This window comes from Bifidobacterium sp. UTCIF-39 (genome assembly GCF_006408715.1).
Classification (GTDB): domain Bacteria; phylum Actinomycetota; class Actinomycetes; order Actinomycetales; family Bifidobacteriaceae; genus Galliscardovia; species Galliscardovia tissieri.
The window spans coordinates 1-22,685 of sequence record NZ_JEOG01000012.1; the positions used below are offsets into that span (position 1 = coordinate 1).

Below are 22,685 nucleotides of genomic sequence, written 5' to 3' on the forward strand. Positions count from 1 at the left end.
TCAGGACATAGGCCTGGGTAAATCAGGACGATAACTCTGGGTCAAACCTGTACATGTAACCGGCTCTGGGCATTTCCGGTTCACGAGGGACCTTCAAAACGTGTCCTCATGATACGGAAATACCCAGAGCCGGTTTTTGAAGTACGGAAATACCCAGAGCCTGTCTTGGACATCATTACTGAGGTCTGTCTCTGGATATTTGGATTCGGTTTTCGTATCAGAATGGGGAATCCTAACCCTTTCAGACCGTCCCAACCTCTTTTGGATTGAACCGTTTCCGCCCAACAATCAATCCGGTCATTTCAGTTCGGCCAATCGATCCATTCTGGCCCAATCACATACAGCCCCCTAATTCAAACATCCCAAACCAATCCGAACCAAACCAAACCAAACCAAACCCATTCAGTCTCAACCCAAACCAACCCAAACCAATCCAACCCAAACCCAGTCAATCTTCACAGACAAAAACCGCGGCCTCCCTTACATGGAAGGTCGCGGTTTTCCTGACTCCGGAATTCTCCTGCGATTTCCCGAGTCAGCGAGTCAGCCAAGCGGCAATCAGGCCTGCTTGATCTCCTCCTGGCCGGGCTCGGTCCACAGCGTGTGGAAGACACCGGGCTCATCAACGCGCTGGTAGGTGTGGGCGCCGAAGAGGTCGCGCTGACCCTGGATCAGGGCGGCGGGCAGACGCTTGGAGCGCAGACCGTCGTAGTAGGCCAGCGAGCTGGAGAACACCGGCATCGGGATGCCGAAGCTGATGGCGCGGGAGATCACGCGACGCCACGAACGCTGCACGGTCTCCACCGCGTCCTTGAAGTACGGGGCGAACAGCAGCGACACGTTGGCCTCGCCGGACTCGAACGCCTCGGAGATGCGGTTGAGGAACTGGGCGCGAATGATGCAGCCGCCACGCCAGATGCGGGCCACGGCAGCCAGATCGATGTCCCAGCCGTATTCCTTGGCGGCCTCGGAGATCTCGTTGAAGCCCTGCGCGTAGGCCACGATCTTGGACGCGTACAGCGCCTCGCGAATGTCGTTGATGAACGCCTGACGCTCCTCGAGCGGCATCGGCACCACTTCGGACGGGCCTTCGAGACCCTGCTTGGCGGCCTCCTCGCGCAGCTCGGTCTGCGACGACAGGCCACGGGCGAACACGGCCTCGGCGATACCGGTCACCGGCACGCCCAGCGACAGGGCGGTCTGCACGGTCCAGGTGCCGGTGCCCTTCATGCCGGCGTGGTCGAGCACCACGTCGATGAACGGCTTGCCGGTCTTCTTGTCCACGTGGTGGAGCACTTCGGCGGTGATCTCGATCAGGTAGGAGTTGAGCTCGGTCTTGTTCCACTCCTCGAACAGGTCGCCGATCTCGGCGGGCTCCATGCCCAGGCCGCGACGCATCAGGTCGTAGCTTTCGGCGATCAGCTGCATGTCGGAGTACTCGATGCCGTTGTGCACCATCTTGACGAAGTGACCGGCACCGTCGGAACCGATGTGCGTGACGCACGGTTCGCCTTCCGCCTTGGCGGAGATGCTCTCCAGAATCGGGCCGAGGGTCTTCCAGGACTCCACGGTGCCGCCGGGCATCATGGACGGGCCCTTGAGCGCGCCTTCCTCACCGCCGGACACGCCGCAGCCGACGAAGTGCAGACCGCGAGCGCGGATGGCCTTCTCACGACGCATGGTGTCCTTGTAGTAGGCGTTGCCGCAGTCCACGATGATGTCGCCGGGCTCCATGAGGTCGGCCAGCTGGTTGATCATGTCGTCGGTGGGCTCGCCGGCCTTGACCATGATGATGGCGGTGCGCGGCTTGGTGAGAGACGCGACGAACTCCTCAAGCGTCTTGGCGGGAACGAACTTGCCCTCGTCGCCATGTTCGTTGATCAGGGTTTCGGTACGCGAGTAATGACGGTTGTATACGGCTACCGTGTTGCCCTTGTGCGCCAGGTTACGAGCCAGGCTCGCTCCCATCGCCGCAAGACCGACAACACCGATATTGGCTTGTGCTTCGCTCATCATTGCCTTTCGATAGAACAGCGGGCGGCACGTTTCGTTCCGTGATCGTCGCCACGGTTCCGCCCATGAGCACGGTTTTCCCCGCGGTTAGAAGTATACCATTGTCGCGAATAGTAGTACCTTTTGAATTCACGCAGTGTCATCTGGTGGACGCCAATGCTCCCTATACACCCCGATCCCCCGCGCCGCCACACCCCATTCGTCCCGCATACGCCGATGCCCGTCGACGCGTTCCGCATATCGCGGACCGTATCGACGGGCATCGTTTCGCCGTGACGGAGGGATTCGGATTGTCAGATCAACGGATCACATCATCCACACGGACGATTCAGACAATCGACTTCGACCGATAGTCCAGAGCCGCTCACTTGACCGTGAAGCCCTGGGTCTTGCCGAATTCGACGAGCTTGTCCTGCCACGCCTTCACACCATCGGAGAGCGAGGTGTTCTTGTCGGTGAACGCCTTGCCAGCGTTGTCGCCGTAGATGTCGCGGGCGTGCACCTCGAAGGGCAGGAACTGGTAGTCGGTGGAGACGTTCTCAGCGGCCTTGGCCAGCTCCTCGTTGTACTTCTGACCACCGAAGTAGTCCACGTCCTCACCGTCGGAGTTCTTCACGGTGGTAGCGTTGAGGAAGCTGTCGCTCTTCATGGTGTCCAGATCGGCCGGGAAGGCGCCACCTTCGACACGGGTCTTGATGCCCTCGGCGTCATGGTTGGCGAACTCGATGAACTTGTAGGCCGCATCCTGCTTCTTGGAAGAGGACAGAATCGCCAGCGAGGAACCGCCGTTCTCGGAGTTGGTGGCCTTGCCGTCCTGGGTCGGCATCTGGGCCACACGCCACTTACCGGTGGCTTCGGAGGCGGAGTTGACCAGCGTGGCGGGCATCCACGCACCGGTCATCAGCGAGGCGATGGAGCCGTCACCGAGGGCCTTGTTCCAATCCTCGGACCAGCCGACGGTCTTGGTGTCGATCAGGTCCTCATCGATCATCTTCTGCCAGAACTCGGTGAAGCTCTTGGCACCGGAGTCTCCGGTGAGATCGATGGTCACGGTCTTGCCGTCCGCGGAGGTCTTGAACGGCTGACCGCCGGCGAGCCAGACCATGGAGTCGTAGAAGCCTGCGTCGCCGGAGTCGGAGGTGATGTAGGAGCCGGTGGCACGGATCTTCTTGGCGGCCTCATAGTATTCGTCCCATGTGGTGGGGACCTGGGTCACACCGGCCTTGTCGAACACTTCCTTGTTGTAGAACAGCGCCATCGGGCCGGAGTCCATCGGCAGGCCGTACACCTTCTTGTTCCACTGCACGGAGGCCCAAGTGCCGGGCGTGTAGAAGCTGTCGTAGCCGGAGGTCTTGGAGGTGATGTCGGCCAGCTGGTCACTGATCGCGTACTGCGGAATGGCGTAGTACTCGATCTGCGCCACGTCCGGAGCACCCTTGCCCGCCTGGATGGCGTTGTCGAGCTGCGTGTACTCCTTGGCGTTGGTGCCCACGTTCTGCAGGTCCACCTTGATGTTCGGGTTCTTCTCCTCGAACTTCTTCACGACATTCTTCAGCGTGGGCTCCCATGCCCAGACGGTAATCTCCGTCGTGCCATTGGAATCCGAGCCGCTATCGGATGCGTTGGACGATCCGCATGCGGCCATCGAGCCCAGCATGGCGATGGCGCCGGTGACGGCGATCGCCTTCTTGAGTGCAGTGAACTTCATCGTTCCTCCTTGTTTCCCTGGCGTTCGAAGTCTCCGAATGCCAGCTTCCATAACTTCCTTTGTCGTTGCACAAGTCCATTACGATGATCGACGATCAGTGGAGATGGTCCTTTCGATCACGGAAAAGTGTCCGCGTCCGAAGGAGTGGTTCCGTTGCAGAGATTTATGTGGAGGGGAAGTCGTAACGACGTCACGAACATCATGCCGTTGATGTCCATGACCTCGATATGACGTCCGGCATATATCATCATCGATCGTTTATGCTTGCGTTAACATTTTTGATTATACACAGGTTCTGCGGTTTGCAAAACCTTGCTGTTTCTGGCGTGTTTGCGTAATCAATCCAGATCATGCCTATGGTGGTTATCCACCGAAGTTTCGGCCGCCATCCGGTGACGGCCGAAACCGCAATCCTCTGATCAGTCAGCACAAACCGACCGTGTCACCACGAATCCGTTGGGCGTGATCTCGACCGCGTCACCATCACCGACGACGGAGGCCATCGACGTCAGCAGCGGTTCTCCGTCCACAGGCACGGTGACCTTGCCGCGGGTGCGGTTGAACAGGAACGCGAACCGCGTGCCGTCGGCACCCTCGCGCACCACACGCAGCACCTTGGCATCACCGGAACCAGAATCGGAATCAGCCACGCCAAGCGCATCGAGCACCTCCGGCAACGACGCCGCCAGACCGTCCCGACCGAGTCGGCATCCCACATACACGGAACGCCCCTCGCCGAACCGATTGGCCACGATCGCCGGCACACCGTCCAATCCGCTCCACGGATCGTCGTCATATGTGGCGATCACGTCCGCACCGTCGGCCACCGACGTGATCACGTCGATCCAGTCATGTGCCGTGGTGCCGTTCGACAATGACACCTCGTTCTTCGTACCGGGGAAGTCGTCGCCCAGCGGGGCGAACTCTTCCACGCGCACGCCCACGACATCGCGGATCGATCCGGGGAATCCGCCGAGCCAGATGTGATCACGCTCGTCGGAGATGCCCGTGGCATAGGTCACGATCACCTTGCCGCCACCCTGCACGTAGTCGCGCAGACGCTGCGAATCGGCTTCACTCAGCAGATACACGCTCGGCAGCACCACCACGTCGTAGGCATCCCATTCACCGCGTACGGGAACCACATCAGCGGTCACCCCCACGTCGAGCAGCGCACGGAACCAGTCGAGCGGCTCGGTCCAGTGACGCACCTGCTGCGTCGGGGTCGCGGTGTGCTCGGTGGCCCACTGCGACTCATAGTCGAACACCACAGCCACCTTGGCCCGCTCCACACGGGACCCCAGCAGACCGGCGTCGGCGAGGGCGTCAAGATCACGGCCCAGCGTGCACACGTCACGGAACACCTGCGAATCCTCGCCGGCCAGCGGCACCATCGAGGAATGGAACTTTTCCGCGCCGGCGCGCGACTGACGCCACTGGAAGAATCCGACCGCGTCGGCGCCCATGGCCACGTGGACCATGGCGTCGCGAATCATCTGCCCGGGTTCCTTGCGATAGTTGATCGGACGCCAATTCACCGCGGACGTGGAGTTCTCCATCAGCCACCACGGGTTCTTGCGCGCGACGCCGTCGGTGAGCGACGCCGCGTACGCCATCTCGTCAAGATGCGCCTCGCCGGGAGTGAAGTAGTGGTCGTTGGACACGAAGTCCACCACGTCACCCCAGTCGTCGTAGTTCATCACCGAATTCGATGCGCTGACCATGAAGTTCGTGGTCAATGGCATGTCGGGCGTGATCTCGGCGAGCGCGTCGCGTTCGGCCTCGTAGAACGCCTTGAGCGCGTCGGACGAGAACCGCTTGAAGTCGAGCAGCTTGCCAGGGTTCATGAAGTTACCGTCGCCGATGAATCGCGGCGGGATGATCTGACTGAAGTCGGTCATGCGCTGCGACCAGAAGTTCGCACCCCACGCGTCGTTCACGGCGTCGATCGTACCGTAGCGTTCTCGACACCATTCCTGGAAGGCGCGCATGGCGTCGTCGGAATAGTCGAATCGATTGTGGCATCCGTATTCGTTGCCCACATGCCAGGCCACCACATAGGGGTTGTCCTTGTAATGCTCGGCCATGGCGCGACACAGCTTGAGCGCGTAGTCGCGGAAGACCGGCGAGGTTGGACGCCAGTGCTGTCGGGCACCGGGCCAGCAGGTGTCGCCGCGATAGTCCTTCCACAGCACTTCCGGATGCGCGGAGGTGAGCCACGGCGGCGGCGATGCGGTGGCGGATGCCAGATCGACGGCGATGCCCGCCTTGCCGAGTTTGTCGATGATGCGGTCAAGCCAGTCGAAGTTCCATACGCCTTCCTCGGGTTCGATGTTGGCCCAGGAGAAGATGCCGAGAGAGACAAAGTTGACGTGGGCCTTGACCATCAGGCGGATGTCGTTGTCCCACACCTCCTCCGGCCATTGGTCGGGGTTGTAGTCGCCGCCGTACCAGATGCGGGGCTTGTCGCCCGCGAGTGGCTGCGGCCAGCGGAATGATCTGCGCGTCATTGCGGATTCCTTTCTTTGCGTCTGTCGATACGTGTCCGTCGTTCGGTTATTCCTTGACGGCGCCGGCGGCCAGACCTGCCTGCCAGTAGCGCTGCAGCATGAGGAATGCGATGACGAGCGGGATGATGGTGATCAGCGATCCGGTGATCACCAGATTCTGGATGGCCTGGCCGCCGGCGGTGGTGGCCTGATCCTTCCATTGGTTCAGACCGATGGTCAGCGGGTACCAGTCCTGATCCTTGAGCATGATCAACGGCAGGAAGTAGTTGTTCCACGTGGCCACGATGGTGAACAGTGCGGTGGTAACGATGCCGGGGGCAAGCAGCGGCAGCGACACCTGGAAGAAGGTGCGGAATTCGCTGGCGCCATCCATGCGGGCCGCCTCGAGCAGTTCGGTGGGCACCGCCTGCTCGGAGAAGATCCACATGAGGTAGAGGCCGAACGGGCTGATGAGCGAGGGGATGATCATGGCCCAGGGGGTATCGGTCAGGCCCAGCTTGGCGAAGAGCAGGAACTGCGGCACTGCGAGCGCGATGCCCGGCACGGAGATCGAGCCGATGATGACCGCGAACACGGCCTTGCGACCGGGGAAGCGGAACTTGGCGAGCGCATAGCCGCCCATGATGGCGAGCAGCGTGGCTCCGCCGGCACCCACCACCACGTAGAAGATGGTGTTGAGGAACCAGCGGCCGAAGATGCCGTCGTTGTAGGTGAACACGGTGACGATGTTGTCCCACAACGCGAATTCGTTGCCGAATCCAAGACCGAAGGTGGAGGTGAAGTCGGACTGCGTCTTGGTGGCGTTGATGAGCAGATAGGCCAGCGGGAACAGGCAGTAGACCGCGAAGATGGCGGTGACCACGGTCAGCAGCAGACTGCGACGCGGATTGGCCGGGTTGGAGAATCCGGAGTGGGCCGCGCGCTTGCGCTCGGCGGCTTCGTCCTTGGCGATGCGCTTCTGGCGGATCTTTTCGGCGCGACGGGCTTCGCGCTCCTGCTCCTTGATGCTTGCGGGGGTTGCGGTTGCGGCGCTCACTTCATCTGCTCCTTCATGCTCTTGAGCTGCACGGCGTAGGCGATGGCCATGGTGATGACGGCCATGACGATGGCGAGTGCGGCGGCATAGTTGGACTGGCCTCCGGAGAAGCTCAGGTTGTAGGCGTACATATTCGGGGTGAAGTAGGTGGGGATGGAATTGCCAGGCACCATGGATTCCAAGACGGAGGGCTCGTTGAACAGCTGGAACGATCCGATGATGGAGAAGATCACGGTGATGGCGAGGCTGCCCTTGAGCTCGGGAAGCTTGATGCGCTTGACGATCTGCCATTCGGACGCGCCGTCGATGGCGGCCGCCTCATACAGCGAGTGCGGGATGGTGGACAGAGAGCTGTAGAAGATCAGCATGTTGTAACCGGTGAATTCCCAAGTGTTGATGTTGGCGATGGACGCGAGGATCACATTCGGGTTGAGCATGTCGATATTGGTGCCGAGCAGATCGTTGAGCGAGCCGACCAGACCGTATTTCGATCCGTAGATGAAGCCCCAGATCAGCGTGGAGACCACGGCGGGCACGGCGTATGGCAGGAACGTGGAGATGCGGAAGAACTTGGTGCCATGCAGTTTCATCGAGTCGATGGCCAGAGCCAGCAGTGCGGCGAGGATCAGCATGACCGGCACCTGGAAGATGGTGAACAGCGTCACGCGCCAGACCGCGGACCAGAACTGTTCGTCATGGAACAGCCGGACGTAGTTGGCGACCCCGACGAACTGGTTGCCGCCGACCATCTTCTTCTGGAAGAAGCTGATGTAGATGGCGTAGAAGATCGGGATGATGAACACGAACACGAAGACGAGGGCGAACGGCCACATGAACTTCCAGCCGCGCCAATCCGCCTTGTGCTTGTTTACGGGCACGGCCTTGGCCGTCGCGCCCGATGTGGTGGGTGTACTCACAACAACTGCCTCCTCTTCGCTGAGGTTGTTGACCTGCGTTTGGTTGTCGGTATGAATGATGTTCGATGTCGTCGCTGACTTCGGCGATGCCGTGGCACGTCTGCGTGCGTCATCGCCGTCAACAATGTTTGCGCAACCATTATGCATCAGATAACGCAAACACGCAAATCGCATCACGTACCGGCCGCTCCGAGCATCGCCCCATTCCGCGATCTCGGCCACGCGCATCACCGGTTCCACGTTGGCCATCCACCGCAACGTTCAGCAACGCCAACGGCGCACCCCGCCACTACAAAACACCGGACAGTGCCATGCCCGCCATAGGTGCTCGCCGCAACGCAACACCCCGCACACATTCGACCGAATCGCGCACCATGCGTTACCATGACAGGTATTGCAATCCGTCGCATCAGCGGATCATCCTGCCGAATACCGGTATAATCCCAATCCGCACAACGATGTGAACGCAATCATCGCCACTCATCACCGAGGAGTTCACCATGAGTAAATCCTCCGCACGCATCGTCTCCATGGCAGACGTGGCCAAACTGGCCGGCGTCTCCGCGCAGACCGTATCGCGGGTATCGAACGGCAGCGACGCCGTGAAGCCCGACACCCTCGACAAAGTACTCGCCGCCATGAAGGAACTCGGCTACCGTCCCAATTTCGCCGCACGGGCACTGAAGCGCGGCCGGTTCAACGCCATCGGCGTGATCATGTTCAATCTGGAATCAACCGGCAATCTTCGCGCGCTCGAGGGCATCACCAACGCGGCGTCCGACCGTGGATATGCCGTCACGATCGGCATGATGAACTGGGACGACAAGCCGACGCTCGCCAGTGCCGTGCGCAAGATGAAGGACATGCCTGTCGACGCGATCATCGTGATTCTGGAACACAAGCCGCTGGACTTCGATACGTTCACGCCACCGCCCACCATCGACGTCACGCTGATCACCACCGCCGATTCGGCCACCTGCTCCACGATCGATTCCGACCAGTACGGCTGCTCCCAGACGATCGTGGACTATTTCCTCGATCACGGCCACCGCAACGTGTATTACGTGTCCGGCCCGGAGGATTCCATCGCCAACGGCAGCCGCGAACGCGGGTGGCGTGAAACCCTGGAGGCGCACGGCATCACTCCCCCGCGGGTGATCCGCGGCGACTGGCAGGCGGAAAGCGGCTACGACGCCGGACTGCAGCTGGCGGCCACTCCCGGATGCACTGCCGTGTACGCGGCCAACGACAACATGGCCAACGGCGTGATGCTGGGCGTGCGCGCGGCCGGCAAACGCGTGCCGGAGGACATCAGCGTGATCGGCGTGGACGACTCGCTCAAAAGCGTGGTACCTCGGCTCAACCTCACCACAGTGCGACTGCACTTCTCCAAGGTGGGGCGCATGGCGTTCGAACAGACGCTGGACATGATCGAAGGCCGACGCAACGACATCACACATTTACTGGTCCCCGGCACGCTGATCGAACGCGATTCCGTCGCCACACTGCACTGAACGACACCGTGTTCGATCACCAGGTCACGCTCGATCACCAGGCCAGCGGCACGCGGGAGATGAAACGACACGGCTCCCCCGTATACGGATCACTGAATTCGAGCGTACGAGCCACCAGCTGCAGTGGATTCGAGAAATCATCGTATGCACGATCAACGATCCTCGGATACATGGGATCGCCCAGAATCGGCAGCCCCAGTGAATTCATGTGCACGCGCAGCTGATGCGTTTTGCCGGTACGCGGATGCAGGGTATAGGCACGCATAGGCGTCTGCGTCCGATGCGCCGTTTCGTCCGCCGCCGCATTCGACGCATTCGACACATCCCCGAGCTCGATCACGGTTTCCGCGTTCGCCACGCCCGGTTCCTCGTACGCCTGCAGGATCCCCCGATCCTTGACGATGCGCGAACGCCGACGCAATGGGAACGTGCGCGGCGGCTCCAGACGTTCGATCGTGCCGAATCGCGGCCGCATGATCGGCTGGGACGGTGCCACGCATTCGTAGGCCTTCACCGTGCGATGCTCCTGGAACAGCATCTGGTATCGTCCGCGAGCGGCGGGATCACGTACGAACACGACCACGCCGGCCGTATCGCGATCAAGGCGATGGGCCGGCGTGATCTGCGGTTCTCCATACTGCTCGCGCAGTCGGATCAGCGCCGTGGACCGGTACCACATGCCGCGTGGCGTGGTGGGCAGGAAGTGCGGTTTGTCGATCACGATGATCCGCTCGTCCTCATACAGCACGGTGAAGTCGAACGGAATATCGTGCTCGTCGACCACCCACCGATGCGGTTTGGCTGGTCTGGCGGACTTGCCGGGGTTCGCCGTCAACGCCCCGTTACTCCACGGTGACGGACTTGGCGAGATTACGCGGCTTGTCCACGTCGTAGTTCTTCAGCTTGGCCATGTCCATGGCGAACAGCTGCAGCGGTACCACGTCAACGAGCGGGCTCATGAGCGTGGGGCACTTGGGACGCCAGAACACCACGTCCGCGTAGTTCTCCACGTCCGGATCGCCTTCCTCGGCCACGGCGATGATGAACGCGCCGCGGGCCTTCACCTCTTCAATACCGGAGATCACCTTGGCGTGCAGCACGTTGCGACCACGCTCCGGCGGCACGATGAACACCACGGGCTCACCCTCGTCCACCAGGGCGATCGGACCGTGCTTGAGCTCACCGGCCGCGAATCCCTCGGTAAACGTGTAGGCGATCTCCTTGAGCTTGAGCGCGCCCTCCATGGCCACCGGGTAGCCGACATGACGGCCAAGGAACAGGAAGGAATTGGCGTTCACCATCTGCTCGGCGGCCTTCTGGATCGCGCTGGACTGCGTGTCGAGCACCCACTGGATCTTGCGCGGCATGTCCTTGAGCGAGTCGAGCGTCTGCTGGATCTCGTCGCGGAACATCGCGCCCTTGATCTGCGCCAGATACAGGCCCAGCACGTAGGCGGCGGTGATCTGCGCCACGAACGCCTTGGTCGATGCCACGGCCACCTCCGGACCGGCATGCGTGTACAGCACGGCGTCGGATTCGCGCGGGATGGAGGCGCCCTGCGTGTTGCAGATGGCCAGCACCTTGCTGCCCTGCTCGCGTGCGTGGCGCAGCGCCATGAGCGTATCCATGGTCTCACCGGACTGCGAGATCGCCACGACAAGCGTACGCGGCGTGAGGATCGGGTCGCGGTAGCGGAACTCGTGCGCCAGCTCCACCTCCACGGGGATGCGCACCCAGTGTTCGATCGCGTACTTGGCCACCATGCCCGCGTAGCTGGCGGTGCCGCATGCGATCACGATGATCTTGTCGATAGCCTTGAAATCATGCTCCTCGATGCGCACCTCATCGAGGTTAAGGTCGCCGTTCTTGTCGAGACGGCCCAGCAGGGTGCGCTGCACGGCGGCGGGGTCCTCGTGGATCTCCTTGTCCATGAACGAATCCCAACCGCCCTTTTCGGCGGCGGACGCATCCCAGTCCACGGTGTACGTCTTGGGGTTCTCCACGACGTTGCCCATGAAGTCGGTGACGGTCACCTTGTCGGCGGACACGCACACGGCCTGATCCTGATCGATCTCCATGGCGCGCTTGGTATAGGCGACGAACGCGGCCACGTCGGAGCCGAGGAAGTTCTCGCCGTCGCCGAGTCCGACAACCAGCGGGGAGTCATGACGGGCGCCGACCACGATATCGGGCTGACGGCAATCGGTGGCGAGGATCGTGAACGCGCCCTTGAGCATGCGGGCCAGACGACGAATGGCCTTGAACAGGTCCGGCTTGCCTTCGTCCTCGATGATCTTGTCGACGATCTTGCCGAGCAGCTTGGCGGCCACTTCGGTGTCGGTGCTGGAGGAGAAGCGGTAGCCTTCGGCCTGCAGGTCGAGGCGAAGCTGGGAGGCGTTTTCGATGATGCCGTTGTGAATGATGGCGACCTTGCCGTCACGGCTCGTATGCGGGTGCGCGTTCACATCGCTTGGCACACCGTTCGTGGCCCAGCGGGTGTGACCGATGCCCACGGTCGCGGCCGGCATCGGCTTGCGTTTGATGTCGTCGATGAGATTGGAGAGGCGCCCCGCCTTCTTGCGGACCTCCACGTGATCCATGCCGGGTGCCGTCAGCGCCACACCGGCCGAGTCGTATCCGCGGTATTCAAGGCGCTGCAGACCCTGAAGGCAGACCTCAAGAGGCTTGCCGCACGCGGTTGAGATGTTTCCTGCATATCCAACGATTCCACACATGGAACACCAGTGTACGGGGTCCATGTTGCGAACGCTCCAAGCAAAACGCCACCTTGGCCGAACCTATACAGGCCGTATGGATATGGGACCGGCCAAGATGGCAGACAGCATCAGAAGGCATCAGGGCCGTGCGGATTCCAGCACGTCCCCCAGCGCGCCTCACAGCACGTGGTTGAGGAAGTCCTTGAACCTCGGTTCGGTGGGGTTGTCGATGATCTCCGGACCACCCTTCTCCACGACCACGCCGCCGTCCATGAACACGATCTGATCGGCAACCTCGCGGGCGAATCCGATCTCGTGCGTCACGCAGATCATGGTCATGCCGCCCTGAGCGAGCGAGCGCATCACGTTGAGCACCTCGCCCACGAGTTCGGGATCAAGCGCGGACGTCGGTTCGTCGAACAGCATGATGTCGGGGTGCATGGCGAGCGCACGGGCGATGGCCACACGCTGCTGCTGACCACCGGACAGCTGCATCGGATAGTAGTCAAGACGCTCGCCCATGCCCACGCGTTCCAGTTCCTTGATGGCCTCCTGGCGGGCTTCGGACTTGGACTTGTGCGCCACATGCACGGGCGCCTCCATCACGTTCTCGAGCGCGGTCATGTGCGGGAACAGGTTGAAGCGCTGGAACACCATGCCGAGCTTGGCGCGCTGCGCGGCGATCTGCTTGTCATCAAGCGTCTGCAGCACACGCTGGCCGTTCTTGTCCACCCACTTGTAGCCGATCATCTCGCCGTCGACGTCGATCTCGCCACCGGTGAGTGTCTCCAGCTGGTTGATCAGACGCAGGAAGGTTGACTTGCCGGAGCCGGACGGACCGAGGATCACGGTCACGGTGCCCGGCATCACGGTCAGATCGATGCCCTTGAGCACGTGCAGGGATCCGAAAGCCTTGTGCACGCCCTTGGCCTGCACGGCCGGGACCACGCCGGTTCGTGCGGCGACGTAGTCGTTGCTGTTCGCAGTGTTCTTCATGTCAGTATCTCCCCTCACTGTCGCCTAGGCGTTCAGCCCCACCATGGTGGCCTGGTTCTGCTTCTGGATGTCGTCCTTGGGTTCGCCATCGGTCTTGCCGGGCAGCGGCGGCTGCTTGCCCTTGGTACCGATCGGGCGAGCCTCGAAGCCCTTGCCGAAGTGCTTTTCGAGTCGGGACTGGATGATCATGAGGATGGAGGTGATCAGCAGGTACCAGAAGCAGGCCACGATCAGCAGCGGGATCGGCTTGTAGATACGGTTGGCGATGGCGTTCGTGGCGAACTGCAGATCAAGGGTGAACGGCACGGCGAGCACCAGGGATGTGGTCTTGAGCATGCCGATGGTCTCGTTGCCGGTGGGCGGGATGATGATGCGCATGGCCTGCGGCAGGATCACGCGACGCATGATGAGCGACCGACGCATGCCGAGCGCTTCGGCAGCCTCGGTCTGACCGGGGTCGACGGCCTCGAGTCCGGCACGCACGATCTCGGACAGGTAGGCGGCCTCGTTGAGCGCCAGACCGATCACGGCGGCACGGAACGCGGTGATCACGTCCTGCGTGTCCACGGACCAGAACGTGACGGAGGTGAACGGAATGCCCAGTCCCAGCTTCGGCACCAGCACGGAGATCAGACCCCAGAACACCAGCTGGGTGTACACAGGGGTGCCTCGGAAGAACCAGATGAAGAACCAGCTCACGCCTCGCAGCACGGGGTTGATGGATTTGCGCATGATCGCGAGCACCACGGCCAGCACGATGGCGATGACCATGGACAGCACGGTGATCCACAGCGTCCAGCCGATACCGGCGAGCACGTTCTCGTTGAACAGGTACTTCCAGACGACGGGCCATTCAAAGTTCGGGTTGACGATCATGCCGTAGACCAGCATGGCCGCGAGCAGCGCCACGATCACGCCGGCCACCACGGGTCCGATGCGCTTGACCGGAAGCGCGTTGATCCTGTTCGGAATATTGAGTCCGTCGGACTCGTTCTTCTTGGATGCCATTGGTTTCGGCTTTCTCTCTTTTCTCGGGAAAACGACTATGGTCACCCGTGGATTTCCGAGCCTCGTTGAACACTGCGAAGTTCGGGAATCCACGGGTGACCGGTAGTCAACACATATGGGAAGTGAGTCTAACCTACGTTTCCGTCATCCGTGTTTCACCACGGAGTTTTCGGAATCGATATCATCGATTCGGAATCGGTCAGGACTCCACCGTCGGGTTGATCTCCGCCTTGTCGATGGCTCCGGAGGAGACGCCCCACGTGTCAAGGATCTTCTTGTAGGTGCCGTCGTCCATGAGCTTCTGCATGGCGGCCTGCACGGCCTTGGCGGTGTCGGTGTCGCCCTTCTTGATGGCCACGGCCTCGGGGGTCACGCCAACGTCCTCGCCGAGGGCCTGCAGCGTGTCACCGGTCTGCTCGATCGCGTAGCCGGCGACCGGGGAGTCGGCGTAGAAGATGTCGGCCTTGCCGGTGGCCACGGCGGTGGTCACATCGGTCTGCAGCTTGGACGACTGGATGGTGATCTCGGACTTGCCGGCCGACTTGCACGCGTCGTTGTCGGCGTTGATCTCCTCCTCCTGCGTGGTGCCGGTCTGCACGGCCACCTTCTTGCCGCACAGGTCGGAGGAGTCGATCTTCTCCGGGTTGCCTTTCTTCACCACGAAGGTGGAGCCGGCCTTGAAGTAGGTGACGAAGTCGACGGCCTCAAGGCGTTCCTTGGTGACGGTGAACGAGGAGATGCCCAGATCGTACTTGGTGCCGACGGACGGGATGATGGAGTCGAAGGTGGCGGTGGTGTTCTCGGCCTTGAGTCCGAACACCTTGGCCAGGGCCTTGGTGAGGTCCACGTCGAAGCCGACCGGCGTCTTGCCGTCCTCAGCCAGGAACTCGGCCGGGGCGTAGGAGGTGTCGGTGCCGACCTTGAGCACACCGTCGGACTTGATCGAATCGGGCAGCATGGCGGCGATCTCATCGTCCTTCTGAATGCCGCTCACGTCGTAGCCCTTGGTGGCGGACGAGCTGCCCGAGCCGCTGGAGCTGCCGCTGCCGGAATCGGCGGTATCCGACGTGCCGCATGCGGCCACGGAGAACAGCGTGACGGCGGCGAGCGCGGCCGCGGCGATGGCCTTGAATCGAGTCTGGACTGACATGGTTTCTTCCTCTCACGATGTCAACAAATCCAAGATCCGAACCTAGGTTTGCTATGTCACGAATAGGTTACCAACCAAATTTTTATGGACACCCAACCAAATTTACCGGCCGTACACCGTGCCGCGCCCCACCGATCACCGACCACCGATCAACAGTCACCTGCCGGCTCAGCCCTCCACGTCCGGGTTCACCTCGAATTTGTCGACCATGACGTTCTCCACGCCCCAGGCCTTCATGATGCCTTCGTAGTCGCCGGTCTCCTTGAGCTTGTCGAGCGCGGCCTTGACCGCCTTGACGGTCGCGTCATCACCCTTCTTGATGGCCACGCCCATCGGCAGCACGCCCTCGTTTTCGCCGATCACCTGCAGTCGGTCGTCGGTCTGCGCCACCGCGTAGCCGGTGACCGGGGTGTCGGCGTACATCAGGTCCACTCGTCCGGCGATCAGCGCGGTCGTCACGTCGGTCTGGTTGCGATACGGCAGGATCTCGATGCGTTTTTCACCCTTGGCCTGACACTGGTCCTGCATCTTGTACATCTCGGTTTCGGCCACCACGCCCACCTGCACGGACACGCGTGTACCGCACAGATCGTTCACGTTGACGTGGGTGGGGTTGCCCTTGCGCGCGGCGAAGGTGAGGCCGGCCTGTGCGTATGTGACGAAGTCGACGGCCTCGATGCGCTCCTTGTTCACGGTGAAGCCGGAGATGCCCACGTCGTATTTGCTGCCGACGGCGGGAATGATCGTATCGAACATGGAATTCTGGATGTCGAGATCCAGTCCGAAGATCCGTGCCAGCGCCTTGCTGAGGTCGACCTCGTACCCGACGGGCGTCTTGCCGTCGGCGGCGAGGAACTCGGCGGGCGCATACGTGACGTTCGTGCCGATCGTGAATTTGCCGTCATCGGTCACGGATGCGGGAAGCATGGCGGCGATGGCGTCATCCTTCTGGATTCCGCTCACGTCGTAGCTGCGAGCGATGTCGGGATCAGAGCCGGTGGCATCCGTGGTGCCACATGCGGCAAGGGGCATGATCATCAGGACGGCCAGCGTTATGATGATCGCGTTCTTCAGTCTTCTCATAGGGTTCATCTTATGTCCGGACGTATGTTGGGGATGGTTATGGTCGGGCATGGTTATGGTTGCGCGATGCAAACGGAAATATGGAGGGGCAGGACGACCGTGATCACAGGCGGCCACGATCGGCAACCCATGACCGCATGACCGTTCGATCAGCCGTGACGCAGATTGCGCAGTCGCATGGCACGCTGTGCCTCGCGCTTGTCCTGCTCCTCGCGCAGCGCCTGACGCTTGTCGTATTCACGCTTGCCCTTGGCCAGCGCGATCTCCACTTTCACACGGCCGTTCTTGAAGTACAGGCTGATCGGCACGATCGTGTAGCCCTTGGCTTCGATCTGTCGGGCGAGCTTGGCGATCTGCTGGGCGTGCAGCAGCAGTTTGCGCTTGCGCTTGGGGGCGTGATTCGTCCACGTGCCGTTGAGATATTCGGGAATGTTGGCGTTTTCCAGCCAGATCTCGCCGCGTCGGTCGATCGACACAAACGCCTCGGCCAGCGACGCGCGGCCTTCGCGCAGTGACTTGACCTCGGTGCCGGACAGCACGATGCCCGCCTCGTATTTGTCCTCGATCGCATAGTCATGCCGCGCCTTGCGGTTCACCGCGATGGGCTTGAGCCCCTGTTCCTTCGCCGTGACGTCGTTTTTCGCCATAGGTGTCGTCTCTTTCCTCTTGTCGTCGGCACATCCGCCGATCGGTAGTCGCCGGACCACTCCTCCGGTCTTGCTCCCCGAATGATCACATCGGAATCATCATCACATCGCGTGGCGCATATCCGTGTGCCACCGCGTTCGTCTGCAATGTTTCCATCATACTCACGGGGCGGAAAGACCGACCCACGATTCAGGTTGATTCAGTCCTCGACGTATTCGAGCACGTCGCCCGGCTGGCAGTCAAGAACCCGACAGATCTCGTCGAGCGTGGAGAAACGGATGGCCTTGGCACGGCCGTTCTTCAGCACCGACACGTTGACCGGCGTGATGCCGATGCGCTCGGCGAGTTCGTTCACACCCATCCTGCGTTTGGCGAGCATGACGTCGAGATTCACGCGAATGGCCATGTCAGATCACCTCCGCGAGTTCGTCGCGCTGGGCGATGGCGTCCTTGAGCAGGGATCGCATGACGATGAGCAACAGCACGAACGCGGCGAGCAGCAGCAACGCCACTATGCACGCCAGACTCATGGCCGCCGCACCCATCGCCACGTCGATGGATATGCCCTGTGCCGGATCATAGTATTCCGAATGCGCCAGCGATCCGTATAGCAGTACGAACATGACGAGAACGGCTTCGGCGAGCGCACAGCCGATGATGGCGTCGGTACGCGATACTGCCTTGCCGGAAAAAACATCATGGTGTTTGACCAGCGTCAGCAGCTGCCACAGCGGGATCAGTGCGATCTCGAAACAGGCGACGCCAAGCACGCCGGCGATCGCATACGGCCAGCGCGCGGACGCCAGTTCCGGATAAGTCGCCACGATATCGCCGGACACGACCACGACCACAAACTGCCCCCAAAGGCAGATCAACTCCAGCAGCACGATCATCGTCTTCAACACGGCGATGATCACACCCGAACGGTTCGACCGCGACGGACGATTCGACTGATTCGACGGCGATGAATCGACGACGGCGTGAACGCCATCACCCCCGGATGCGGAACCATGGGAGCCCATTGCCCACCTCTTTCTCGATTCAACGAAAAATCGACAATGATTCGACGATTCGATAACGACGTACCGTAATCGCAAAACGATAATAACCTATCGTATTTCGATATGCAAATCTCGTGAAGAATCGAAATTCGATTGACATCTATCGTTTTTCGATATCTATTGTGAGGGTTGGAATCAGATACAAGCCAACCTCGACGGATTCCGGTACCGGACAGCGACCGGCAATTCACCCGATCACGCCCACCGCAAATAACCGACATCATTGGCGGAAACCTCAGCCGCCACGCTCATTACCAAGGACACTTCATGACCGCCACACCGCAATCCAGCACCGAACACATAAGGAAACCCAACGATCAACCATTGCAGCCAGACACCGCCACACTCCCCCGGCATCCGCTGCTCCTGCTCGCCGTCACCGCACTCATCGCCGTGCTCTTCGACCGCATCGTCGTCGCCACATTCCTCTCCCTCTACACACCCGACTTCCACGACACGTTCCCCCACATGACCGTCGCGCTCGCCATCTTCTGGTTTGTATGTCTCGTCGTTGTCACCGCGCTGCACTGGCATACGGCGAAACGCAACCCCTACGCATGGTTCACGACAGCGGCCATCACCCTGCTCGTCATCTGGATGATCGTCGCCGAACACAGCATTCGCGCGGCCAACGGTCCGACGGAGGACGGCAGCGTCATCGCCAATCCCATGCTCGGTTTTGACATCGCCTCCACCGACGATTTCCCCTTCCTCGGCAACAACGAATACCAGCTCCTCACACTCACGATCGCCGTTCCCTCACTGCTCATGCTGCACGCCCAGCTGGTCGGCGGGCTGTTCTCCCCCTCGCATCCGTTCGGTCTCGCCCTGCGCTGGCTGACCGGATGGATCATTCAGCCATTCAATCGACTCGACACGTTCGGCATGGCCCTTGCCAAGGCAATCAATACCGCGGCCGCCCACGGCAAACGTCCCGTACTGCGTAAGATCGGCATCGCCATACTGATCTGCGTGCCGATGATCGGTGTGCTGCTGGCGTTGCTGGCGAGCGCGGACATGGTATTCGCCTACGGGTTGTCGAGTGTGTTCCACGATTTCGACGTCAACGCCATCCTGTTCCACAGCACGATCATACTGGTGCCGATTCCGTTCCTCTACTCGCTGCTTGTCAACCTCGTTCCGCAGGATAGCCGCGATACGTCAGTACGCACGAATTCGACGAAGTCGACCGGATCAAGTGACACAGCCGACTCCTCCAACGACTTGCGCGCTCTCTACTCATTCAACGTCCGACTCGCACTGGATCCCACGATCACCATGATCGTACTGGGTGCGGCACTGATCGTATACGCAGTGTTCTGCTCGGTGCAGTTCACGTTCCTGTTCGCCGGGGCCGGTCTGCCCGACGGGCTCACATACGCGGAATACGCGCGCAGCGGCTTCTTCCAGTTGCTGTTCGTCGCCGCGGTGAATCTGGCAGCATTCGGACTGGTGCTCACCTACGTGCGCAACGGCGGCGAAACGCATGCCGCGCAGTCAGGTCATGGTACACAGCGCCGCGCACTCATCGTCATGCTGATCGGTCTGATCGCCGCGACCGCAGTGCTGCTGGCATCGGCGGCCACCCGACTCGGCCTGTACATCGGCGCGTATGGGCTGACCTGGCTGCGATTCACGGCCATGTCGTTCATCGCCCTGCTGGCCGTGGTGCTTGTGCTCTGCTTGGCGAAGATGCGGTTCTCGCGCATTCCGCTGATCACGGTCTGCTGTATCCTGTTCGTCCTCTGGTACATCGCGCTCGGATACGCCGATCCCGCCGCCCTGATCCAGCGTTACAACCTCGCCCACGGCTTCATCACCGCCCTGCCGTTGCAGTAAGCGTGGTTCACACCCTTATCGTCAATTGTCATTCGATGTCACGAGACAACGGAACCAGCGCGTCAAGCGACCACTCCTCCGCCGATAATGAGCAACGCCAGTAGCCACCGACAGCGTTGACGCGACGCTCATAGTCGGCAAGACCACCGCCGACCGCGTTACCGGCATCAGGATCGCGGCCACTGCGATTCTTGTTCTTTACGACAGCGGTATCGCCACGCCGTACGCATATCGGAGTATCCGACACACGTACGCGGATACTCTGCCTCTCCACCATGACCGACATCGTATAGCCCGACTCGCGGTCGGCATATTTAAGAATGTTGCCGAATATCTCCCGCAACAGATCACGAACCAGTGTCAAATCGCCGTCAATTTCAGCATCACTCTCATCGGCAACGAATACGATCCCTTCAAAACCCAACGATTGCAACAACGTCTGCTGCGCATCAACAAGATCGCGCACATCGTCGAGCCGCACGGCGGTTGTATCATACACACGCCCGTCAGGGAGAATCCTCCAGAACGGAACCAAGAACTCCGACGCATACATACGAGCGGGTGCAGAACTCCCGACATCATTCCGCAACAGAGCGATGATCTCCCTCACTCGAATCAACGCATCCTCGCCCATTGACGCAATGTCATCCAGCGCCGGTCGTCTTTCCCCATGCCGTGCAACGTCGACGACGGCCAAAATCGCGCTGAGATCATTGGCCACATAGTCATGCATCTGACGAACCGCAGCATCAGTCATTCTGCGATATTCCATCGCCGACAACAGACGGATCCGACGCTCGCGCTCGCGAAGCGCCACGCCGATCATCGCTGCAGCAGCAATCGCCAGTACGACGGCTAGAAATCCTCCGACGTCATGAAACATGCCACCGTCGTGCATCCACCAATCCAGCATCTGTGCGACAGCAATAACGACCACGGACGCAATACCAATCGCAGGTCGGATAAACGCGCATTCACCCACCACGACCGCGACAAGAGCCAGCCATGATTCCGGACAGTAGAGTGGAGACACCACTCCAATCAGCCATATGATCGGCACTATCAGTCCGGCGCGAAGAGGAAACACCTCATATGCCAGAACCACTGCAACGTGAATGACGGCATATGCCACATATCGCATATCACCGGTGTACGCACACCGGTACAAATCATCGAACCACACCAGAACGAAGCCTGCGACCGTCAGCAGCATAGTCCACGGGCGTAATATCGTGCCGGTCATATCACATGCATTTCTCGACATTGATCGACCACTGCCGACCATGTATGCACATTGAACTTACGTCGAATGTTTCGCCGATGCGATGACACCGTCACCGGTGATATATGCAATCGTTCCGCAATTTCGCCAATGGATAGGTGTTGCGAGTCAAGTTGGATGACCAGTAGTTCCTGTGCAGTCAGCGATGGCACGGATTCCGGACCATGCAGCACGTGATCCACTGAATCCGCCACACTCATGAATCCGCCGTTCTCAGGGTATGGAAGGCCACGGGAGACCGTCATGATCGCCGGTTTCAGACATTCACCGATCCGACTTTTGTCCAGCAAGGCCTGTGCACCGGCATCGATCAACGCGTCACGATACGTAGCGCAGTCGTATGCCGTGATTCCGATAACACCAACTGTCGGCGTTTTTCTTCTGATCATTCGGCAGACCTGTACGCCGCTTATCCCACCTAATGACATATCGACCAGCACGACATCCGTTTGAGGCCGTGCCTCGCAACAGCGACGCACGGCCTTTGACGGATCAGTCTCCTCCCATATGTCGCAACGATAATGGGAGACGTTGCACACGTGACGTAACACGAGTCCCACCGCGTACAATGCGCAGAGATCATTATCAACGATCCCCACTCGAAGGAACTCAGATGGCACAGCCACGGAACTCACGTATATCGACAATCCACATTTCACCCATAAATAGCAATTTTACTAATTGCCACCTTCTGCCCCGGCGGAAGGAATTGACCCGACCAAGGACCTAGTCTTCCAGCAAACGAAACGTTGCCCGACCAAGCTTCGCAAGTCCACTTGCCAGAAAAAATCCCGCTCGTATTTGGATAATTTACATAACGCGTACCAACATTTCTTGCAGCATAAGTTCCTCCGTAGATCGAAGAAATACACATGTCTTCCGAGCTGCAGGCACCTACGGAAATGTCAATGCGCGTACGCCAATTCGGTACGTACTTGTTAAGCAACGCCTCCTTTGTGGTTTCGGTCACTGACAGAACAGTGCCGTCGGCAGCGACTTCCACATCCTTCGGCGTATCCGAAGCCAAAAACGCGTTCAGATCATCGTGAGTCGCTATCGGCACACTGAAAACCGACACACGAATGCCATCAATATAGATGTCACCAGTCGTATCGGCCGTTACGGCGCTCGCGCCGACTCCCAAGAATCCAACGCAACAACATACTGCCGTCAGTATAGACAAAACGATCTTCCTCATAAGAG

19 protein-coding genes are annotated in these 22,685 nt (G+C 60.4%); 2 read left to right on the plus strand and 17 right to left on the minus strand.

Annotation, left to right across the window (positions count from 1 at the left end):
* Positions 1–558: 558 nt before the first annotated feature.
* The 5 genes from gndA to EP30_RS06425 form a co-directional block, all read right to left on the minus strand.
* Positions 559–2,013, minus strand: coding sequence for an NADP-dependent phosphogluconate dehydrogenase (gene gndA / locus EP30_RS06405; protein ID WP_094665506.1), 1,455 nt, complete (start codon positions 2,011–2,013; stop codon positions 559–561).
* Between the two features lie 364 nt (positions 2,014–2,377).
* A complete protein-coding gene (locus EP30_RS06410; protein WP_094665500.1) occupies positions 2,378–3,721 on the minus strand; it encodes an ABC transporter substrate-binding protein in 1,344 nt (447 codons plus the stop codon).
* 419 nt (positions 3,722–4,140) lie between these two features.
* Positions 4,141–6,231, minus strand: coding sequence for a beta-galactosidase (locus EP30_RS06415; RefSeq protein ID WP_140557123.1), 2,091 nt, complete (start codon positions 6,229–6,231; stop codon positions 4,141–4,143).
* A gap of 46 nt (positions 6,232–6,277) precedes the next feature.
* Positions 6,278–7,267 (minus strand): carbohydrate ABC transporter permease, encoded by a 990-nt coding sequence (locus EP30_RS06420; protein ID WP_094662489.1) that lies wholly within the window; start codon positions 7,265–7,267, stop codon positions 6,278–6,280.
* The gene (locus EP30_RS06425) at positions 7,264–8,184 is read right to left on the minus strand and encodes a carbohydrate ABC transporter permease (protein WP_169713044.1); all 921 of its coding nucleotides are present in this window, start codon (positions 8,182–8,184) and stop codon (positions 7,264–7,266) included. The genes EP30_RS06420 and EP30_RS06425 overlap by 4 nt, the downstream gene beginning before the upstream one ends.
* Positions 8,185–8,684: 500 nt before the next feature.
* Here EP30_RS06425 and EP30_RS06430 point away from each other — a divergent pair, with 500 nt between their 5' ends.
* A complete protein-coding gene (locus EP30_RS06430; protein WP_258185400.1) occupies positions 8,685–9,698 on the plus strand; it encodes a LacI family DNA-binding transcriptional regulator in 1,014 nt (337 codons plus the stop codon).
* Between the two features lie 34 nt (positions 9,699–9,732).
* Here EP30_RS06430 and EP30_RS06435 read toward each other — a convergent pair whose 3' ends face one another.
* The 9 genes from EP30_RS06435 to EP30_RS06475 form a co-directional block, all read right to left on the minus strand.
* Positions 9,733–10,482 carry a pseudouridine synthase gene (locus EP30_RS06435; RefSeq protein WP_140557204.1) on the minus strand — a complete coding sequence of 250 codons (750 nt, stop codon included), beginning with the start codon at positions 10,480–10,482 and terminating at the stop codon, positions 9,733–9,735.
* Positions 10,483–10,540: 58 nt separating this feature from the next.
* Positions 10,541–12,433, minus strand: a complete 1,893-nt coding sequence (glmS, locus tag EP30_RS06440; RefSeq protein WP_140557125.1) for a glutamine--fructose-6-phosphate transaminase (isomerizing) — start codon at positions 12,431–12,433, stop codon at positions 10,541–10,543.
* 159 nt (positions 12,434–12,592) lie between these two features.
* Positions 12,593–13,411: an amino acid ABC transporter ATP-binding protein gene (locus EP30_RS06445; protein ID WP_140557127.1), complete on the minus strand. Its 819-nt coding sequence runs from the start codon at positions 13,409–13,411 to the stop codon at positions 12,593–12,595.
* A 24-nt stretch (positions 13,412–13,435) separates the two neighbouring features.
* Positions 13,436–14,419, minus strand: a complete 984-nt coding sequence (locus EP30_RS06450) for an amino acid ABC transporter permease (RefSeq protein ID WP_094662483.1) — start codon at positions 14,417–14,419, stop codon at positions 13,436–13,438.
* Positions 14,420–14,618: 199 nt separating this feature from the next.
* Positions 14,619–15,569 (minus strand): ABC transporter substrate-binding protein, encoded by a 951-nt coding sequence (locus EP30_RS06455; protein WP_140557130.1) that lies wholly within the window; start codon positions 15,567–15,569, stop codon positions 14,619–14,621.
* A 168-nt stretch (positions 15,570–15,737) separates the two neighbouring features.
* Positions 15,738–16,652, minus strand: a complete 915-nt coding sequence (locus EP30_RS06460) for an ABC transporter substrate-binding protein (protein WP_140557133.1) — start codon at positions 16,650–16,652, stop codon at positions 15,738–15,740.
* Positions 16,653–16,801: 149 nt separating this feature from the next.
* Complete coding sequence (smpB, locus tag EP30_RS06465; protein ID WP_094662477.1) at positions 16,802–17,299, minus strand: SsrA-binding protein SmpB; 498 nt, start codon at positions 17,297–17,299, stop codon at positions 16,802–16,804.
* 200 nt (positions 17,300–17,499) lie between these two features.
* Positions 17,500–17,706 carry a helix-turn-helix transcriptional regulator gene (locus tag EP30_RS06470; RefSeq protein WP_094662475.1) on the minus strand — a complete coding sequence of 69 codons (207 nt, stop codon included), beginning with the start codon at positions 17,704–17,706 and terminating at the stop codon, positions 17,500–17,502.
* Between the two features lies 1 nt (position 17,707).
* The gene (locus tag EP30_RS06475) at positions 17,708–18,322 is read right to left on the minus strand and encodes a DUF2975 domain-containing protein (protein WP_258185401.1); all 615 of its coding nucleotides are present in this window, start codon (positions 18,320–18,322) and stop codon (positions 17,708–17,710) included.
* A gap of 306 nt (positions 18,323–18,628) precedes the next feature.
* On the opposite strand from EP30_RS06475, the gene EP30_RS06480 reads away from it, so the two are divergent.
* Positions 18,629–20,200, plus strand: a complete 1,572-nt coding sequence (locus EP30_RS06480; RefSeq protein WP_140557135.1) for a DUF4173 domain-containing protein — start codon at positions 18,629–18,631, stop codon at positions 20,198–20,200.
* Between the two features lie 28 nt (positions 20,201–20,228).
* Here the strand turns inward: EP30_RS06480 and EP30_RS06485 are convergent, their stop codons facing one another.
* Genes EP30_RS06485 through EP30_RS06495 form a run of 3 tightly spaced genes read right to left on the minus strand, consistent with a single transcriptional unit; the run spans position 20,229 to position 22,680 of the window.
* A complete protein-coding gene (locus EP30_RS06485; RefSeq protein WP_140557137.1) occupies positions 20,229–21,443 on the minus strand; it encodes a histidine kinase dimerization/phosphoacceptor domain-containing protein in 1,215 nt (404 codons plus the stop codon).
* Positions 21,440–22,141 carry a response regulator transcription factor gene (locus EP30_RS06490; RefSeq protein ID WP_140557139.1) on the minus strand — a complete coding sequence of 234 codons (702 nt, stop codon included), beginning with the start codon at positions 22,139–22,141 and terminating at the stop codon, positions 21,440–21,442. The genes EP30_RS06485 and EP30_RS06490 overlap by 4 nt, the downstream gene beginning before the upstream one ends.
* Positions 22,138–22,680 (minus strand): hypothetical protein, encoded by a 543-nt coding sequence (locus tag EP30_RS06495; protein WP_140557141.1) that lies wholly within the window; start codon positions 22,678–22,680, stop codon positions 22,138–22,140. Before EP30_RS06495 ends, EP30_RS06490 begins: the two co-directional genes overlap by 4 nt.
* Positions 22,681–22,685: the final 5 nt, after the last annotated feature.

What these genes read in the sequence shown, in the direction of transcription:
- EP30_RS06475 (WP_258185401.1), bottom strand. Translation starts at nt 18,322, where the DNA reads ATGGGCTCCCATGGTTCCGCATCCGGGGGTGATGGCGTTCACGCCGTC.
- smpB (WP_094662477.1), bottom strand. Translation starts at nt 17,299, where the DNA reads ATGGCGAAAAACGACGTCACGGCGAAGGAACAGGGGCTCAAGCCCATC.
- EP30_RS06455 (WP_140557130.1), bottom strand. Translation starts at nt 15,569, where the DNA reads ATGTCAGTCCAGACTCGATTCAAGGCCATCGCCGCGGCCGCGCTCGCC.
- EP30_RS06445 (WP_140557127.1), bottom strand. Translation starts at nt 13,411, where the DNA reads ATGAAGAACACTGCGAACAGCAACGACTACGTCGCCGCACGAACCGGC.
- EP30_RS06430 (WP_258185400.1), top strand. Translation starts at nt 8,685, where the DNA reads ATGAGTAAATCCTCCGCACGCATCGTCTCCATGGCAGACGTGGCCAAA.
- EP30_RS06485 (WP_140557137.1), bottom strand. Translation starts at nt 21,443, where the DNA reads ATGACCGGCACGATATTACGCCCGTGGACTATGCTGCTGACGGTCGCA.
- EP30_RS06495 (WP_140557141.1), bottom strand. Translation starts at nt 22,680, where the DNA reads ATGAGGAAGATCGTTTTGTCTATACTGACGGCAGTATGTTGTTGCGTT.
- glmS (WP_140557125.1), bottom strand. Translation starts at nt 12,433, where the DNA reads ATGTGTGGAATCGTTGGATATGCAGGAAACATCTCAACCGCGTGCGGC.
- gndA (WP_094665506.1), bottom strand. Translation starts at nt 2,013, where the DNA reads ATGAGCGAAGCACAAGCCAATATCGGTGTTGTCGGTCTTGCGGCGATG.
- EP30_RS06470 (WP_094662475.1), bottom strand. Translation starts at nt 17,706, where the DNA reads ATGGCCATTCGCGTGAATCTCGACGTCATGCTCGCCAAACGCAGGATG.
- EP30_RS06410 (WP_094665500.1), bottom strand. Translation starts at nt 3,721, where the DNA reads ATGAAGTTCACTGCACTCAAGAAGGCGATCGCCGTCACCGGCGCCATC.
- EP30_RS06480 (WP_140557135.1), top strand. Translation starts at nt 18,629, where the DNA reads ATGACCGCCACACCGCAATCCAGCACCGAACACATAAGGAAACCCAAC.
- EP30_RS06415 (WP_140557123.1), bottom strand. Translation starts at nt 6,231, where the DNA reads ATGACGCGCAGATCATTCCGCTGGCCGCAGCCACTCGCGGGCGACAAG.
- EP30_RS06460 (WP_140557133.1), bottom strand. Translation starts at nt 16,652, where the DNA reads ATGAGAAGACTGAAGAACGCGATCATCATAACGCTGGCCGTCCTGATG.
- EP30_RS06450 (WP_094662483.1), bottom strand. Translation starts at nt 14,419, where the DNA reads ATGGCATCCAAGAAGAACGAGTCCGACGGACTCAATATTCCGAACAGG.